Origin of the sequence: Dongia sp. (assembly GCF_041910485.1) — a bacterium.
GTDB lineage: Bacteria > Pseudomonadota > Alphaproteobacteria > Dongiales > Dongiaceae > Dongia.
This window is the reverse complement of the sequence record NZ_JAYRQR010000007.1, coordinates 20,982-37,009: the sequence shown is the minus strand read 5'-3', so window position 1 is coordinate 37,009 and position 16,028 is coordinate 20,982. Positions and strand designations below refer to the sequence as shown.

17 protein-coding genes are annotated in these 16,028 nt (G+C 64.1%); 11 read left to right on the top strand and 6 right to left on the bottom strand.

All coding sequences use genetic code 11. The features are described 5' to 3' along the window. The first annotated feature begins 108 nt into the window (after positions 1-108). A complete protein-coding gene (locus tag ACE3PP_RS01615; RefSeq protein ID WP_374377428.1) occupies positions 109-513 on the top strand; it encodes a hypothetical protein in 405 nt (134 codons plus the stop codon). 24 nt (positions 514-537) lie between these two features. Here ACE3PP_RS01615 and ACE3PP_RS01610 read toward each other — a convergent pair whose 3' ends face one another. From ACE3PP_RS01610 to ACE3PP_RS01590, 5 genes are all read right to left on the bottom strand, one after another. After that, on the bottom strand, positions 538-981 hold the full coding sequence (locus ACE3PP_RS01610) for a helix-turn-helix domain-containing protein (RefSeq protein ID WP_374377427.1): 444 nt from the start codon (positions 979-981) through the stop codon (positions 538-540). Positions 982-1,018: 37 nt separating this feature from the next. Continuing rightward, entirely contained in the window at positions 1,019-2,950 is a 1,932-nt protein-coding gene (locus ACE3PP_RS01605) for a BTAD domain-containing putative transcriptional regulator (RefSeq protein ID WP_374377426.1), read from the bottom strand. Between the two features lie 100 nt (positions 2,951-3,050). Then, positions 3,051-4,136, bottom strand: a complete 1,086-nt coding sequence (locus tag ACE3PP_RS01600; protein WP_374377425.1) for a hypothetical protein — start codon at positions 4,134-4,136, stop codon at positions 3,051-3,053. 64 nt (positions 4,137-4,200) lie between these two features. Beyond that, the gene (locus ACE3PP_RS01595; protein WP_374377424.1) at positions 4,201-4,959 is read right to left on the bottom strand and encodes a cyclase family protein; all 759 of its coding nucleotides are present in this window, start codon (positions 4,957-4,959) and stop codon (positions 4,201-4,203) included. After that, entirely contained in the window at positions 4,956-5,870 is a 915-nt protein-coding gene (locus tag ACE3PP_RS01590; protein WP_374377423.1) for a LysR family transcriptional regulator, read from the bottom strand. The genes ACE3PP_RS01595 and ACE3PP_RS01590 overlap by 4 nt, the downstream gene beginning before the upstream one ends. A gap of 112 nt (positions 5,871-5,982) precedes the next feature. Here ACE3PP_RS01590 and speB point away from each other — a divergent pair, with 112 nt between their 5' ends. From speB to ACE3PP_RS01560, 6 genes are all read left to right on the top strand, one after another. Further along, complete coding sequence (gene speB / locus ACE3PP_RS01585; protein WP_374377422.1) at positions 5,983-6,951, top strand: agmatinase; 969 nt, start codon at positions 5,983-5,985, stop codon at positions 6,949-6,951. Positions 6,952-6,979: 28 nt separating this feature from the next. Beyond that, positions 6,980-8,251, top strand: a complete 1,272-nt coding sequence (locus ACE3PP_RS01580) for a cysteine desulfurase-like protein (RefSeq protein ID WP_374377421.1) — start codon at positions 6,980-6,982, stop codon at positions 8,249-8,251. Positions 8,252-8,299: 48 nt separating this feature from the next. Then, entirely contained in the window at positions 8,300-8,572 is a 273-nt protein-coding gene (locus ACE3PP_RS01575; protein WP_374377420.1) for a hypothetical protein, read from the top strand. Further along, entirely contained in the window at positions 8,544-9,761 is a 1,218-nt protein-coding gene (locus tag ACE3PP_RS01570; protein WP_374377419.1) for an amidase, read from the top strand. Before ACE3PP_RS01575 ends, ACE3PP_RS01570 begins: the two co-directional genes overlap by 29 nt. A 104-nt stretch (positions 9,762-9,865) precedes the next feature. Further along, positions 9,866-10,219: a YciI family protein gene (locus ACE3PP_RS01565; RefSeq protein ID WP_374377418.1), complete on the top strand. Its 354-nt coding sequence runs from the start codon at positions 9,866-9,868 to the stop codon at positions 10,217-10,219. After that, a complete protein-coding gene (locus tag ACE3PP_RS01560) occupies positions 10,200-11,429 on the top strand; it encodes an RNA polymerase sigma factor (RefSeq protein ID WP_374377417.1) in 1,230 nt (409 codons plus the stop codon). The genes ACE3PP_RS01565 and ACE3PP_RS01560 overlap by 20 nt, the downstream gene beginning before the upstream one ends. Here the strand turns inward: ACE3PP_RS01560 and ACE3PP_RS01555 are convergent. Beyond that, positions 11,417-11,932 (bottom strand): adenine phosphoribosyltransferase, encoded by a 516-nt coding sequence (locus ACE3PP_RS01555; RefSeq protein WP_374377416.1) that lies wholly within the window; start codon positions 11,930-11,932, stop codon positions 11,417-11,419. The genes ACE3PP_RS01560 and ACE3PP_RS01555 overlap by 13 nt on opposite strands. Before the next feature lie 98 nt (positions 11,933-12,030). On the opposite strand from ACE3PP_RS01555, the gene ACE3PP_RS01550 reads away from it, so the two are divergent. The 4 genes from ACE3PP_RS01550 to ACE3PP_RS01535 all read left to right on the top strand — a co-directional run bounded on the left by ACE3PP_RS01550 (position 12,031) and on the right by ACE3PP_RS01535 (position 16,008). Further along, on the top strand, positions 12,031-12,537 hold the full coding sequence (locus ACE3PP_RS01550) for an Lrp/AsnC family transcriptional regulator (protein WP_374377415.1): 507 nt from the start codon (positions 12,031-12,033) through the stop codon (positions 12,535-12,537). Positions 12,538-12,777: 240 nt separating this feature from the next. Next, on the top strand, positions 12,778-14,031 hold the full coding sequence (locus ACE3PP_RS01545) for a type III PLP-dependent enzyme (protein WP_374377414.1): 1,254 nt from the start codon (positions 12,778-12,780) through the stop codon (positions 14,029-14,031). Between the two features lie 74 nt (positions 14,032-14,105). Beyond that, a complete protein-coding gene (locus ACE3PP_RS01540; protein ID WP_374377413.1) occupies positions 14,106-15,233 on the top strand; it encodes an MlaE family ABC transporter permease in 1,128 nt (375 codons plus the stop codon). Positions 15,234-15,237: 4 nt separating this feature from the next. Further along, positions 15,238-16,008, top strand: a complete 771-nt coding sequence (locus ACE3PP_RS01535; protein WP_374377412.1) for an ABC transporter ATP-binding protein — start codon at positions 15,238-15,240, stop codon at positions 16,006-16,008. Positions 16,009-16,028 lie beyond the last annotated feature (20 nt).

The following is a 16,028-nucleotide window of genomic DNA, read 5'->3' as shown; positions in this document are numbered from 1 at the left end:
GCCCGTGTCACGCCCCTGCGCCTAAAGAGACTGCAGGGTCGCCCCGGTCGCCGGAAGAGCAACGGCACCGGACCGACCAGCAGTTCAGGGTTTATGCGTGGGGTAGCGATGACGGGTGCAAGAAAGAACAGGACCGGCGCACGCGCTGGTTCGGCCATCGATCAGGCGGAACATCAACTGAAGGCATTGAAGGCGCTGCGGACCGCCTATCAGGTCACGTCGCGGGCCTTGAGCGACGAGATCGATCGGGCGCGCAACGATCTGGATCGGATTGGTGATCTCGGCGCGCGTCTGCGTTGGCTCGACGAGCGGCACAGCCTCGTGCGTTCGGCCTTGGTTGGTGGCCCCGCCTATGCCGATTATCTCTGCGGCGATTGTACTGACCTGCCGCAGGTGCGCTCGCTTGCGGAAACGGCGGCAAAGCTGGCGCGCAGAGGTGCGGACGTGCCGACGACGCTCAACATGCTCAATTACATCGACCACGAACTTGGCTGGGCGCAGGGCGCGCCGTGATGGCCGGTGGAAGGAAGGCCGGATTCAACGCTCCTTGCCAAGGCTCCGCGCCAGTTCGACCAATTGTCGGCGCACGCGGACATTCTTGATCCGGTAATAGGCGCGCACCAGTTCGATCGTCTCGCGCTGTTCCAGTGGATCGCCCTCGTTGGTAGGGACCAACGGCACGGCGCCGACGGCATCGGCAAGCCCGTTCTCGATGCCGCTGAAGAAGTAAGTGACGTCGATTTCAAGGGCACGAGCCAGATCAAACAGGCGGCTTGAGCTCACCCGGTTGATGCCGGTCTCGTACTTCTGGATCTGCTGGAAAGTGAGTCCGATCGCCTTCGCCAACCGCTCCTGGCTGAGCCCCAGCTGCGTGCGCCTGGTATGCAGCCGGCGGCCGACATGAATGTCGATCGGGTTGGGCTTTCCCTTGCCTCGGCTCTTGCCCGCGCGCCGCAGCGGCGGTTGATGCTCCTGGTCCATTTCCATTCTCGTTTTTTGAGCCTTGATCGTCGCGTCGTCAGACGCCCGCCAGCCGCAGGCCTTCCTCGAAGCGTTTGCGGACGGCATCGTCCTTCAATGGCGAGTGGTCGACTTTCTCGCGCGCCGGTCTATCGGGATAGATTTCACGGATATGCCGGCCATATTCCTGCGCCGCTTCCAGATTGCCCGACAAGGCATGGCTCGCCGCCAACAGGCGCACGGCGGGCTTCCAATTCTCCATGCGGTCGCAAAGCTCTATCGAGCTTGCATAGTTGGCGCTGTTGAAGGCGATGCTGGCGCCCGCCCACCAATAATGATCCGGCGCCATCGGGTTGAGGTCGATCGCGCGCTGGAACATCTTCCAGCCCGCTTCATTGTCGCCAAAGGAGGAGAGGGCATCGGCATATTGCACGAGAAGATCGGCGGAATTCGGGTTGAGGCTCTCCGCTTCGGCGAATTTCTCGGCCGATTTGTCATAGTCGCGTTGATAGAGGGCGACGGTCGCCGACATCAAATGCGCAAAGCCCGCGCCAGGATCGATCGCGATGGCATTCTCGGCGGTCTGCCGCGCGCGCCGCAGCAGGTCCGGATCGTCTCCGCCCAGAGAAATCCATTCGAGATAAAGCGTCTGGGCGATGCGCGCATGTGCCAGCGCCATGCCGCCATTGAGTTCGGTCGCCTGCTGAAAGCAGCGCCGCGCCCGCCGCAGCATCGGCAGGTCGCAGTTCTTCAACTGGTTCTGCCCGTCGAGATAGTGGAAATAGGCGCTGCTGTTGCCGTCCCGCCGCATGGCGTCGAGAAGATGCCGCTCGACCGAGGCCGCGACCGCCGTTGCCACCTGCAGCGCGAGGAGGCGGAACGAGCGCACCAGGTCTTCGGCGCGGAACGAAAATTCGCCGCTCCACAGGATTTCGCCGTTGGCGCAATCGGCCATGCGCAGTGCCATCACCTGCGCGCGCGCGCCCGGCTTGATGAATCCGCTGACGGTGAAATCGGCCCTGAGGATGGAATTGTCTTCCGGCAACCCGGAATCGTGCCGCAGCTGGAATGTCGAATGCGGCGCCAGGGTGGCGAAGGACCGGTAGCGCGCAAGTTCGTTGGCGATGTCCTCGACCAGCGCCATGAGCAAGGGTGCCTCATATGCGGTCGTGGGTGGCGAGATCCATTTCGGTGCCAGGAACGCCACGCGCGGCAGGTTCCTGGCACGCGGCTGCGGGTGTCCCTCGCCCGCGGCATGGTGGCGTCCCGCCAGGACGCGCCGTACCAAGGCGGCCGTTTCGGGCTGCGGTGGAGTGCCGAACTCGCGCTCCAGCATGACGATGAGCGCGTGGTAGAGCCGTTCGGCTTCCGCAAACATGCCGTTGCGGCCGAAGGCCTCGATCAGGCTGCGATAGCTGGCTTCCCGTTCCGGTTCAATTGCCAGCATGCGGTCGGCGATAAGGCGCAGATCCTGCTCCGAGGCGCGCCCGAACCGCGTCAATTCAAGCAGGATGGCGCTGGCGGCGGCAAAGAAACGGTCACGCAGCGCCGCGCGCTCGACGATCAGCCAATGCTGGAAGGAATCAGTTGCCTCGCCGATCCCATCGAGCAGATCGCCACGAAACAGCAGCAGGCCGCGCAGCGCCTGTTCAGGAGACCCGGAGCGGCTGGTGATCTCGAATAAAATGAGGTCGATGAGTGCCGCGCCGTGCCCCAGTGCCACCGATTTCGCGTCCGCTTCGATGAGGTCGCTTTCCGGCTGGCTCGCTTTGCGCACCCGTGTCAGCAGCTGGCGCAGATTGCCGAGCGCCACCGCTTCGCTCTCACTGTCCCACAGCAGGGCGGCGATTTCCTTGCGCGGCAAACGCTTCGCCGGTGCCCGCGCCAGCAAGGCGAGAAGCTGAAATCCCTTTGCCGGGAACACAACGTTACCACTAGGCCGCGCCAGTTCCGGCATCCCAAGCAAGCGGAACTCGACGTCCGATTCCAATCCCATCCCAACCCAACGCGAAAGAGCACCCCGCTGAAAATTGTCCTAAAATCAGAGGGGTGGCAAGAACAAACGGAATTTAGGTATCGCGGATCGAGCCTCAGCCCGGCAGGCGGACGCCGAGAAATTCTGTATCCGCGGCAGACGACAGCGCAAAGGCGCAATCGCCGGGAATGCAGACGCTGTCGCCGACCGTCAGTTGATGCCGTCCGTGACCGCCGGCGCTGAGTTCCAGCGTTCCCTTGAGCACGAACATGAACAGGAATTCGCCGCCGTGGGCAGGGGCATCCATCCGGGCCGCTTCTTGTGCGCGGACGACATGGACCCCGGCCAGACCGTCGGTGGCGGCACCGATGCCGAGATCCCGCGCCTGGAAATCCGAACCTTGCCAATCCGACCACGCAGCTTTCGCCGCCACGTGGCGGACGAAGCGCTGGTCGCCGTAATAGCGTCCGGGAATGACGCTGCCGGTCGGCAAGGTCATGTTCTGGTCGGCATGGGTTTCGTGAATCGCCGGACAGCCGATCTCGATCACTTCCAGACCGGGTGATGCTTCCAGCACCCGGTGGCGGATCTCCGGCGGCTGCAGTACGCAATCGCCGGCTTCCATGATGAAGGGCTCGCCCTGGTCCTCATAGACGACCTTCACCCAGCCAGCCTTGCAGAAGATCATCTGGAAACGGATCTTGTGGAAATGGACGTAGTCCGGCACCGGCCCGCCGTCCGGGATACGGATGTGCGAGGCGATGAAGCGGCCGCCCAGCCGGCTTGGGATCAGGTCGCGATATTGCATGCCGGCGCGGCCCGTGCCCCAGGCTTCCTTGCCGCCGCGCGACAGCACGAATTCGGCGGTGCCTTCCGGCACCATCAGCGGGCGGATCGCATCAGCAAGCTGTACCTTGGTTCCGCCCGGCGCCGTCAATTCGTCCGGCGTGCCGGCGGGGAGTGCCGCGCGGTCGCACAGCAGGTGCAGCGTCAGCGGCGATTGGTTGCCGCTGGCGGCACGCTTCTCCAGGCGCAAGGCAATGCCGTGCCCGGTGACGACGGCCAGCGTCGGTGAATCCGCCGGCATGATCATGGCGACCTTGAAGCCCAGCGTGCCGGTGAAAAAGCGAAGCTCGGCGGCAAGATCGGTACAGGGGATCAGGATCTGGGCGGCGCGGATGTGCGGGGAAATGTCGGCCATGAAAGGTCACTCTCGCAATCGGATGACAGCGCCTTTCTAGCCCGCACGAGGGGCGCTGGCAATTTCAGCGATGGATGGCAATGGCGCGCGCCGGAAAGCCGGACCCTTCCTTGGGTTTGGGCCAGCTTGCCATGATGAGGGCGCCGCAAGCCGGAACTTGATCCAGGTTTGTCAGCATCTCGATCTGCCACCGGTCCTGCGCCAGCACATAGCGCTCCAGACTGTCGTCGCCGCGCGAAACAGCGAGGCCAGGATCGGTATCCAGTTGCTCATGGCCGATGGCGCGCACCTGCCGCCTCTCGATCAGCGTCTCCAAAACGTCGCGTGACCAGCCGGGACAATGTGACAAACCGTTGCCGTCGCGGTTCTGCATCCGCGCGGCATCGGGCCAGCGCTTCGACCAGTCGGTGCGCAGTGCCACGAACGCGCCAGCCGGGATAGGGCCGAACGATTTCTCCCAGAGGGCGATATCGTCCAAGGTCGGCGTGGCATCGGGATCGTCGGCAACCCGTGCCGAGATATCCAGAATGACGAGCGGCAGCAGCATCTCGGCTGGTGGAATGGCATCGAGCGTGCGGCCTCCTTTGATGTAATGGACCGGCGGATCGACATGCGTGCCCCATTGCCCGACATGGGTGTAAAGATGCACCTGGCAATCGTGGCCCAATGCATAATCCTGCAGCGGGCGGCGTTCCTCGTCCGGGAAGTCGGGAAATTTCGGCTGTCCCGGGAAGAAGGCGTGGGTCAGGTCGGTGAAGGTCGCACCCACGAAATATTCCGCGAAAACCGGCCACAGGCCGGAAGCTGGGGCATGGCTCATCATCCGTCCTTTTTCAATTGCTCGTCGACACGGTTGAGGAACGAGCGTAGCACCACATTATCCTCGGCATGTTTCTTGTGCAGCAGGTAGAAGGGCGATTCATATTCCCCCGCTGGACCCAGCGGCAGCTTCTGCAGCCGCCCGTCGCCTCCGATGAGGGCCGCGTAATGAATTGGCAGGAAGCCGATGAACTTCCCCGACAGGATCAAGGCCGCCTGCGCCTCCATCTGCTCGACGATGGCAGCGGCCTTCATATGCCCAGTAATTTCCAGATCATAGCGGTTGAGATAGCGCCGCGCGACGAAGGGCTGGTGCCGCACATCGTCAAGGGCGACTTTGCGCCGGCCGAACAGCGGATGTCCCTTGGCACAAAACATCGCCTGGCGTTCTTTGAACAGCGGCCGGAAGGCGATCTCGGAACCGGTGCCACGTGTCGGTCGCACGAAGGGCCCGATGGCGAGATCGCGCAATCCTTCCGCCACGGCGCGCGCCATGCCGTCCGGTGAATCGGTCGACAGCTCGACGACCACTGATGGTGCCTTGGCGGCAAAGGCGCCGAGCAGGGCAGGGAGGTCGAAGGCCGGATTGCTCAGCATCGCGTCGACCGTGCCGATGCGTAAGGTCCCCCGCATCTCGCCGGAGACACCGTCCGTCACCTTCTGGAAACGGTCGACAGCGGCAAAGAGATCGCCGCTCGCGGCATAAAGTCTTTCGCCCGCGTCTGTCAGGGCGAAACCCGCGCGGCCCCGGCGACAGAGGCGAAAGCCCAGCCGTTTTTCCAGCTCGGCCAGCTGCGTCGACAGCGTCGACTGGCTGACGTTGAGGGTAAGCTGTGCCGGCGCCAACCCGCCGCTTTCCACAATCGTGGTGAAGACCCGCAGCAACTTGAGGTCCATGTCGGCAAGGGCGCGCATCTTCTTACATCGATAATTTCGATCTATCGCCCATTATCCCGCCTTTATTCCGATTGTAAAGCTGTGCGAGCCTCATCCCCTGCCTCCAGCCTTCAGCCAAGGAATTCGCGCCATGAGCCAGAACGCCTACGAAACCGGCCGTCTCAATCTCCCCTTCGTCGGTCACTGCACGTTCGCCAAGCAACCGATCTGCACCGATTGGGACAATATCAATGCCGATGTTGCGGTGCTCGGCGTTCCCTATGACATGGGCACGCAATACCGCTCCGGTGCCCGCTTCGGCCCGCGCGCCATCCGCGAGGCGTCGACCCTGTTCTCCTTCGGTCATGGCGGCGCCTATGATTTCGAGGACGACACGGTCTACCTGCCGACCGACCGGGTGAAGATCGTCGATATGGGCGATGCCGACATCGTCCATACCGATACGGTGAAGAGCCACGAGAACACGCGCTATGCCGTGCGCAAGATCCTGAGATCGGGGGCGCTCCCGGTCATTCTCGGTGGCGACCATGCGGTCCATGCCCCGGTGATCGAGGCATTCGCCGGCCAGGAGCCGGTCCATATCGTCCATTTCGACGCCCATCTCGATTTTGTCGACGAGCGTCACGGTGTCCGCTACGGCCACGGCAATCCGCTGCGCCGCGCGTCGGAGACGGGCCATGTCACCAGCATGACCCAGCTTGGCATCCGCAACGTCTCCTCTTCCAACCGGTCGGATTACGAGGCGGCGCAGAATTTCGGTTCCAAGATCCTGTCGGTGCGTCACGTGCGAAAGCTGGGGACGCAAGGCGTCCTTGACCTCATCCCCAAGGGTGCCCGCTATTACGTCACCATCGACATCGACGGGTTCGATCCCTCGATCGCGCCGGGGACCGGTACACCCAGCCACGGCGGCTTCCTCTATTACGAGGTGCTGGAAATCCTCCAGGGCCTCACCAGGCAAGGCCGGGTGGTCGGCATGGATCTGGTCGAAGTGGCGCCCGCCTATGATCCGACCGGCATCACTGGTTTTCTGGCCGCGCAATTGCTAATGAACTTCCTCGGTTTCATCTTCGAAGCGCGCCACCAAAGCGGCCGCTGATTCCTCGATCCATCCGGAGCCTGATCCCATGACTTACGATGTTGCCGCCATCCGCGCGCAATTCCCCGGCCTGAAGCGCCAGCAGAACGGCGAACCGGCCGTCTTCTTCGACAATCCCGCCGGCACCCAGATGGCCAAGCAGTCGATCGACCGCATGGTCTGGGCGATGACTGAGGTCAACGCCAATCTCGGTGGCCAGTTCGAAACCTCGATCCTCGCCGGCAAGCTGGTCGACGATGCGCATGAGGCGGCCAAGGATTTCATCAACGCCGCGAGCGTCGAGGAAATCGTCTTCGGCCAGAACATGACGACGCTGACCTTCATGATGTCGCGCACGCTGGGGCGTACCTTCAAGGAAGGTGACGAGATCGTCGTCTCGCGCATGGACCATGACGGCAACGTCACACCCTGGCTGATCATGGCGGAAGAGCGCGGCCTCAAGGTCAAATGGCTCGACTTCAGCCCGGAGACGTTCGAATTCGATCTCGCCCAGGTGAGCAAGGTGGTGACCGACCGCACGCGCGTGGTGGCGGTCGGCTATGCCAGCAACGTCACCGGCACGATCAACAATGTGAAGGCGATTGCCGCGGCGGCGAAGGCTGCCAGCAACGGCAAGGCACTGGTCTATGTCGATGCCGTCCAGTTCGCCCCGCATGGCGTCATCGACGTCCAGGATATCGGCTGCGATTTCCTCGTCTGCTCGGCCTATAAATTCTACGGGCCCCATTACGGCCTGCTCTGGGGTCGCCATGAACTCCTGCAGAATCTCAATGCCTACAAGGTCCGTGCCGCGACCGAGGAGCTGCCGTCGAAATTCGTGACCGGCACCACCAACCGCGAAGAGCTCGCCGGTATCATGGGTGCCGTCGAATATTACGAATGGCTGGGCAAGAATTTTGGTGGGGCGACCGATCCGAAGCTCACCCGGCGCCAGCGTATCGTCGCCGGCGTCGAGGCGATGCTGCGCCATGATCACGGCCTTGCCGACCGGCTCATCAGCGGCCTCGAGCAGGTGAAGAACATCCGCATCCTCGGGATCACCGACCGCAAATCCTTCGCGCGCCGCGTGCCCACGGTTTCCTTTGCGATGGACAATTGCGATCCGACCGAGATCGCCAAGTTCATGGCCGGCCAGGGCATCTATGTTTGGGACGGCCATAATTACGGCGTCGAGCCGGTGACGCGCCTCGGTCTCATCGACAAGGGCGGCGTCGTGCGCGTGGGGCCGACACATTACAACACGCCGGGTGAGATCGACCGCTTCCTCGGTGCGCTCAATATTTATTTACAAAGGCGCTGAGCCATCGCGTGCTAGTCTCGGCCCCGACCAATTGTCGAGGGCCGGGACATGCGCCAGATCGTCATCGCCATTCTCTTTGCCGCTTCGCTGATTTCCCCGGCCGCCGCCCAATCGACGGACGATGCTGAGCGACTGGCGGACGAAGGTTTGGCCAAGATTTTGCAAGCGCTCGATCTGTTGCTGAAGACAATCCCGCAATATGCGGCGCCCGAGGTGCTGCCCAATGGCGATATCATCATCCGCCGTTTGCATCCCGAGGACGAACCGCCACAAAAGCCCAAGGATGGGGACGATGAACCAAGCGACGGCACCGAAACCTGACGCAGTCCGGCGCCTGAAGGAGCTTGGCGCACTGGCGCCCGGCGGCGATTTCGCGCTTGAACCCACTGCATCCGGTCCGCTCGACGGGCTGACTTTCGCCATCAAGGATCTGTTCGATGTTGCCGGTCGCGTGACCGGCTGCGGCAATCCGGATTGGCTGCGGTCGCACCAGCCGGCACCGCGCCACGCTGCTGCGGTGGAAAAATTGCTCGCGGCCGGGGCCTGCGCCATCGGCAAGACGATCACCGACGAACTGGCCTTCAGCCTCAACGGCCAGAACTTCCATTATGGCACGCCGTTGAACTCGACCGCACCCGATCGCATTCCGGGCGGGTCTTCCGCCGGCTCCGCCTCGGCAGTTGCCGGTGCTGCCTGCGACTTCGCGCTCGGCACCGATACCGGCGGCTCGGTCCGCATCCCGGCGGCCCTCAACGGCATCTTCGGCATCCGCCCCAGTCACGGCAGTGTCGACGATCGCGGTGTCATGGTGCTGTCCAAGAGTCACGATACGGTCGGCTGGTTTGCGCGCGAAGTCGATGTGCTGGCAAAGGTTGGCGACGTGCTGCTGCCGCCCGATACCGGCGAGGATGCGCCCTTCGGTGAAGTTTTCGTTGCCCGCGATGCCTGGGCGCTGGCCGATCCGGCGGTGGCGGCGGCGCTCGATCCTGTGCGGGATCGCATCATTGCCGCGATCGGGCCCAGTGTGGACATGACGCTCGCCGCCGATTGCGGTGGTCTCTCTGCTTGGCGCGCCGCCTTCCGCTTCCTGCAGATGCGCGAGATCTGGGCCGAACATGGCGCCTGGATCGAGCGCGAAAAACCGCAGTTCGGCCCCGAGATCGCCGAGCGATTTGCCATGTCGCGCGAGGCAGCGGCCAAGACCGATACCGGCGAGGCGGAATTGCGCCACCTGATCACGCGGCGTCTTGATGACATGCTGGCCGAGGGCGGCATCCTGCTCATCCCGACCGCGGCCGATATCGCGCCGCTCAAATCCATGAGTGCCTCTGATTCCGCGGGTTTCCGCGACCGGACGCTGAGCTTGACCTGCATCGCCGGTCTTGCCCGCTTGCCACAAGTTACCTTGCCGGGGGCGCGGGTCGGTGGCACCCCGGTCGGCATCTCGCTCATTGCCCGCCACGGGCGCGACCGGGCACTCCTGGCTCTGGCTCGGCGCTTGGCGGTTTGAAAAAAGTTGGGTCTGCTGTCGAAATCCGGTTTGCTCGCGCGTCTCTTAGGGGAAGGGACGGGCAATGGGCCGGTCCCCGGCGGCCCGCAGGAGGGGCTAAACCTATGAAATACATGCTGATGGTCTTTGAGAACGAAGCCCAATACGGCGATCGCCGGCCCGACCCTGAGGTCTTGAAGCGCCACATGGCGTTCCAGCAGGAGATCAAGGCGCACCATATCGGCGGTGCCGGCCTCAACGGCGTTGCGACTGCCACGACGATCCGCACCGACGGCGGCAAGCAGATCGTCCATGATGGCCCCTTCGCCGAAACCAAGGAGCAGCTGGGCGGCTTCTACCTCATCGATGTGCCGGACCTCGATGCGGCGATCGCCATTGCGCGCAAGCTGCCGCTTTTGAAGGATGGCGCGGTTGAAATCCGGCCGCTGCTGACGGCGGATGCCAAGCCCGTCGCTTGACGCCGCGGTGCGCGAAGCGGGCGGCCGCATCGTCGCGGCGCTCGCCGTGCGCTACCGCAATCTCGATCTGGCCGAGGAAGCGCTTGCCGAGGCAAGCCTGCGCGCGGCCCGCCATTGGCCGGAGCGGGGCCTGCCGAAAGATCCTGCGGCCTGGCTTTACCGCGTCGCCGAGCGTTGTCTGCTGGATGCCTTGCGCAAACGCCGGCACGAAACGGCAGATGCCCCGGACATGGCCGATCCCGCGCCCAATGCGGAAGATTTGCTCACGGATGACCGCATGCTGATACCCGATGAAAGGCTGCGCCTCATCTTCATCTGCTGCCATCCGGCGGTCGCCGTCGATGCCCGCGCGGCACTCACCTTGAAGCTGGTCTGCGGGCTTGCCACACCGGCGATCGCACGCGCTTTCCTGGTGAGCGAGCCCACGCTGGCGCAACGCCTGGTCCGGGCCAAGCGCAAGATCGCCGAAGCCGGCATTTCGTTCGAACTGCCGGCCCCGGAGCACTGGCCGGAGCGGCTCGATGCTGTCCTCACCACACTGGAGATCGCCTATTCGAAGGCGCATGAGGATGCGGCAGGCGCCGGTCCACATGCCGGCTTTGCCACCGAGATGCTGGACCTGACCCGGCTTCTCGCCGATCTGTTGCCGCGCGAGCCGGATGTGCTGGCCCTCGCCGCTACAATTCGCTTTGCCGAGGCCAGGCGCCCGGCGCGGCTGGCCGATGACGGCGCCATGATCCCGCTGGCCGAGCAGGACCCGCTGGATTGGCATCGTCCGCTCATCGACGAGGCCCGCCGCTATCTGGCGCGGACCGATGCCGCCGCGCCCAGCCCGCGCATGCTGCAGGCGCAGATCCACGGACTATGGTGCGCGCGGCGCAGCCTGGCGGAGGCGGCGCCCTGGCCACAGGTGCTGCAGGCCTATGACGCGCTTCTTGCCCAGCGCGACGATGTAGTCGTCCGGCTGAATAGAGCGGTGGCGCTCGCCGAAGTCGCTGGCGCGGAAGTGGCGTTGGCCGAAATCGACCGACTGGACGGTGGGGCTCTGGCGCACTTCCCGCCCTATCACGCGGTGCGCGCCGATCTGTTGCGGCGCCTGGGCCAAGCCGTCGCGGCGCGGGCCGCCTACGATGCGGCCCTGGCCCTTGACCCGGGACCGGCGGAACGGCTGTGGCTCAGCCGCCGCCGGGACGCGCTTCAGCTGTCGTAGCTGAGCAGGCTGTGGACGGGGGCCTTGAACCGCTTGCGGCCGTTGAGGAAGGTGAGCTCGATCAAGCAGCCGATCGCCACCACGTTGGCGCCCACCTTTTCGAGCAAGGTGACGGCTGCGTCCATAGTGCCGCCAGTTGCCAGCAGATCGTCGAGGACGATGACGCGCTGGCCCGGCTTGATCGCCTCGGCCTGGATTTCAATGACATCCTGCCCGTATTCGAGGTCATAGGCGTGGCGGATCGTTTCGCCCGGCAGTTTGCCGCGCTTACGGACCATGACGAAGCCCGTTCCCAGCCGGTCGGCCAAGGGGGCCGCCACCAGAAAGCCGCGGGATTCGATGCCGATGAGGACATCCGGCTTGTAGGCGCCGAGGATCTCGGTCAGGCGATTGAGGGCCTCGTGCCAGGCGCCGGCATGGGCGAGGAGGGTCGAGATGTCATAGAAAAGAATGCCGGGTTTCGGGAAGTCCGGCACGTGGCGGATATGCGCTTTGAGGTCCATCGGTCCCTGTAACAGTTGGGTGGTGGCAGGAAGGCTTCTTCTGGCTGTATAAGCCATTGACCCAGGTGGGGAAAGGTCAAAGCGGAAGGGGCACGGGCATGCGCAAGTCGCAGCGAATGGACAAGATGGACGTGAAGATCCTCCAGGCCCTGCAGGCCGGTGGCCGCATGAGCAATCTGGAACTCGCCGCCAAGGTGGGCCTCTCCGCCAGCCCCTGCCACACGCGCCTCAGGCAGCTGGAGAAGCAGAAAATCATCCGGGGCTACCGCGCCGACATCGACTTGGCCAAGGTCGCCGACCATGTCGAGATCCTGAGCTTCGTGACGCTCCACAAGCACGGCCGCGCCCAGCAGGGCGCCTTCGAACAGCTGATCGACGAGACCCCGCAGGCCATCGCCTGCTACCAGATCTCGGGCAATTTCGACTATATCGTCCACTTCGTTTGCCGCTCGGTCGGCGAGTATGTCGAGATCCACCACGCCTTGATCGAGCAGGATCCCAACATCGCCTCGGTCACCACCAACGTCATCATGTCTGAGACCAAGAAGTTCGCCGGCTACCCCCTGAAAGAGCTGATCGACCCGGGCGAGCTGAAGGCCGAATAGACAAAAAGCAGAAAAATCTTCGGGTGAGGGGGCCTGGGGTGCGCAGAAATTCTGCGATGGCGCCCATCAAAAACGACAAATCCCGCTAAACAATTCTTATCTATTGCCCAGCCATGATGGCATTCGCCGCGTGGGATTCGCCCTCCAGACAGGGGTTTCCAACGCGGCGATTTCATTTTCGGCGTTTTTTGGGCGGCTTTTCGCCCGGCATCGGCCAAACGAAGAAGGATGAAGCGGCGGATGAGCAAGATTGCGGCAGTTCGAGCCAAGAAGAAGGAAGTGAGCGCCCGCGACCTCAAGGCGGGGCATGTGCGCGCGCAGCTGGCGGCCCAGGCGGTCATCGCCAACGATGCCGGCCCCCGACCGGAACGCGCCCTTCAATTCCTGGCCGACGAGAAACCGGCGACACCCTGCCTGGTGGTCGACCTGGACGTGGTCGAGCGCAAGTTCGCCGATCTCCGCACGGCGCTGCCGGCGGCCGAGATCTTCTATGCCGTGAAGGCCAACCCGGCCCCGCAGATCCTGGAGCGCCTGGTCCGTGGCGGCTCGAGCTTCGACACTGCCTCGTCCGGCGAGATCCGCGCGGCCCTTGCCGCCGGTGCCACCCCGGACCGCATCTCGTTCGGCAACACGATCAAGAAGCCCGCTGACATCGCCTGGGCCTTTGAGACGGGTGTCCGCCTCTTTGCCTTCGATGCGATCGAGGAACTGCGCAAAATCGCGGCCCATGCCCCGGGTGCGGAAGTCTATTGCCGCATCCTCGTCGAGGCGGAAGGCGCCCTGTGGCCGCTCAACCGCAAATTCGGCTGCGTCCCGGAAATGGCGACCGACCTCCTGATCGAGGCGCAGGCGCTGGGCTTGAAGCCCGCCGGCGTGTCGTTCCATGTCGGCTCACAGCAGCTTGACCCCACCCAGTGGGACCGCGCCATCGCCAGTGCCAAGACGGTGTTCGATGGGTGTGCCAAGGCGGGTGTGACCCTCAACATGATCGACCTCGGCGGCGGCTTCCCGGCGGAATACACGCCGGGCGTTGCCGGGATCGACGCCTATGGCGCGGCGATCGCCGATGCGCTGACGCATAATTTCGGCGACACCTGGCCGCGCCTCATCATCGAGCCCGGCCGCTACATGGTGGCCGATGCCGGCGTGATCGAGGCCGAGGTTCTGCTCGTCTCCCGCAAGTCGGAATCCGAGGAGCGCCGCTGGGTCTATCTCGATATCGGCCGTTTCGGCGGTCTGGCTGAGACCGAAGGCGAAGCGATCCGCTACCGGGTCGAGGCGCTGGATACGGTCGCGACGGCAACGGGTCCAGTCATCCTGGCCGGCCCCACCTGCGATTCGGCCGACATCCTCTATGACAAGGCCAATTACCGGCTACCCTTGGACTTGAAGGCCGGTGACCGCGTGCGTCTGCATTCGACCGGGGCCTATACCACCACCTATTCTGCCATCAATTTCAATGGCTTCGATCCGCTGAAGGCCTATTTCATCTGAGGCGCGACCGGTTCCATCATTGCTGTGCCGAAACGGGCTGCTAGACTGCAGCCCGTTTTGCATTTGAGGCACCCATGAGCGACCCCGGCTGGGTCAAATTCAGCACCAGCGGCAGCACGGCCATCTGGTCATGCGGCGGGGCCTGGACCATCGATCACGCAACGCGCTTGGCAAACGAGCTGGGCGTCCCGCCGGAGGCCAAGGGCAAGGCGGTGCTGATCGACCTTGCCGCCATCGACCAGCTGGACACGTCCGGCGCCTGGCTCATCCGCCGGCACGGCAACGCCCTTGTCGCGGCCGGATTCAAGGTGGAGACGAAGGAGGGCGATCCAGACCTCGCCGCGCTTCTGAAGCGCGTGATCGAGACCCGCGACGTCCTCCCCGCCGAGCCGCCGCGCCGGAATCTGGGCGACAAGATTGCCGAGGTGGGCGCCTCGGTCGAAAGCATCCTCGTCGAGAGTCGCGACCTCGTCGCCTTTTTCGGTGCCCTGATGAGCGCCCTGGCGCGCCTCACCTTGATGCCGTGGAAGCTGCGCTGGAACGCGATCTTCGCGCATCTCGAACAGACCGGACTCAACGCGCTGCCCATCGTCGGCATGATCAATCTGCTGGTGGGCGTGGTGCTGGCCTTCCAGGGCGCCGACCAGCTGGCGCGGTTCGGGGCACAGACCTTCACCATCAACATGCTGGGCATTTCAGTTCTCCGCGAAATGGCGGTGCTGCTGACCGCCATCGTCGTCGCCGGCCGATCGGGCTCGGCCTTCACGGCCCAGATCGGCACCATGCAGGTCAATGAGGAGGTCGACGCGCTGCGCACGATCGGCCTTGATCCGATGGACGTGCTGGTGGTGCCGCGCGTGCTGGCGCTGATGGTGGCGCTGCCGCTCCTCACCTTCTTCGCCGACATGATGGGCCTGCTGGGCGGCGGCCTGATGTGCGTGGCCCTGCTCGATATCAGCTTCGGCCAGTACCTAAGCCTGCTCAATCAGGCGATTTCGATCAGCCATTTCTGGGTCGGCATCGTGAAGGCGCCGTTCTTCGCGGCCCTCATCGCCCTCATCGGTTGTTTCGAAGGCCTGCGTGTCTCCGGCAGCGCCGAGAGCGTCGGCCGCCTGACCACACGGTCCGTGGTCGAGGGCATCTTCCTGGTGATCATCGTCGACGCGCTGTTCTCCATCCTCTTCTCCTATCTCGGGGTCTGACGGGATGGCGCAGAAACAGGACAATGTTATCTCGCTGCGCGGCATCGTGAACCGGTTCGGCGCGCAGGTCCTCCATGACGGGCTCGATCTCGACGTGCGCCGGGGCGAAGTGATCGGCGTCGTCGGCGGTTCCGGCACCGGCAAATCGGTCCTGATGCGGACCATCATCGGCCTCAACCGGCAGGCGGCCGGTACCATTTCGGTCCTCGGGCAGCGCATGGACCAGATCAGCGATGCCGAGCGGACGAAGATCGAGGCGCGCTGGGGCGTCCTCTTTCAGAACGGTGCGCTCTTCAGTTCGCTGACCGTTGCCGAGAACGTGCAGGCGCCGATGCGCGAGCACACCGACCTGTCGCCGCAGCTGATGGACGAGCTGGCGGCCCTCAAGATCAGATTGTCCGGCCTGCCGGCGGAAGCGGGCGCCAAATATCCCTCGCAGCTTTCGGGGGGCATGAAAAAGCGCGCGGGTCTCGCCCGCGCCCTGGCGCTCGATCCGGATATTCTCTTCCTCGACGAGCCGACGGCCGGGCTCGATCCCATCGGCGCCGCCGAGTTCGATCAACTGATCCGGAATCTGCAGCGGAGCCTGGGCCTTACCGTGGTCATGATCACGCATGACCTCGACTCTCTGGTGGCGATCTGCGACCGAATCGCTATCCTCATCGACCGGAAGATCCGCGTCGGAACCCTGCAGGATCATCTGAAGGACGAGCATCCGTGGATCAAGGAATATTTCCACGGGCCGCGCGCCCGCGCTGCCGGTATCGGCGGCTGAAAAACGAAGGAATAAGGACG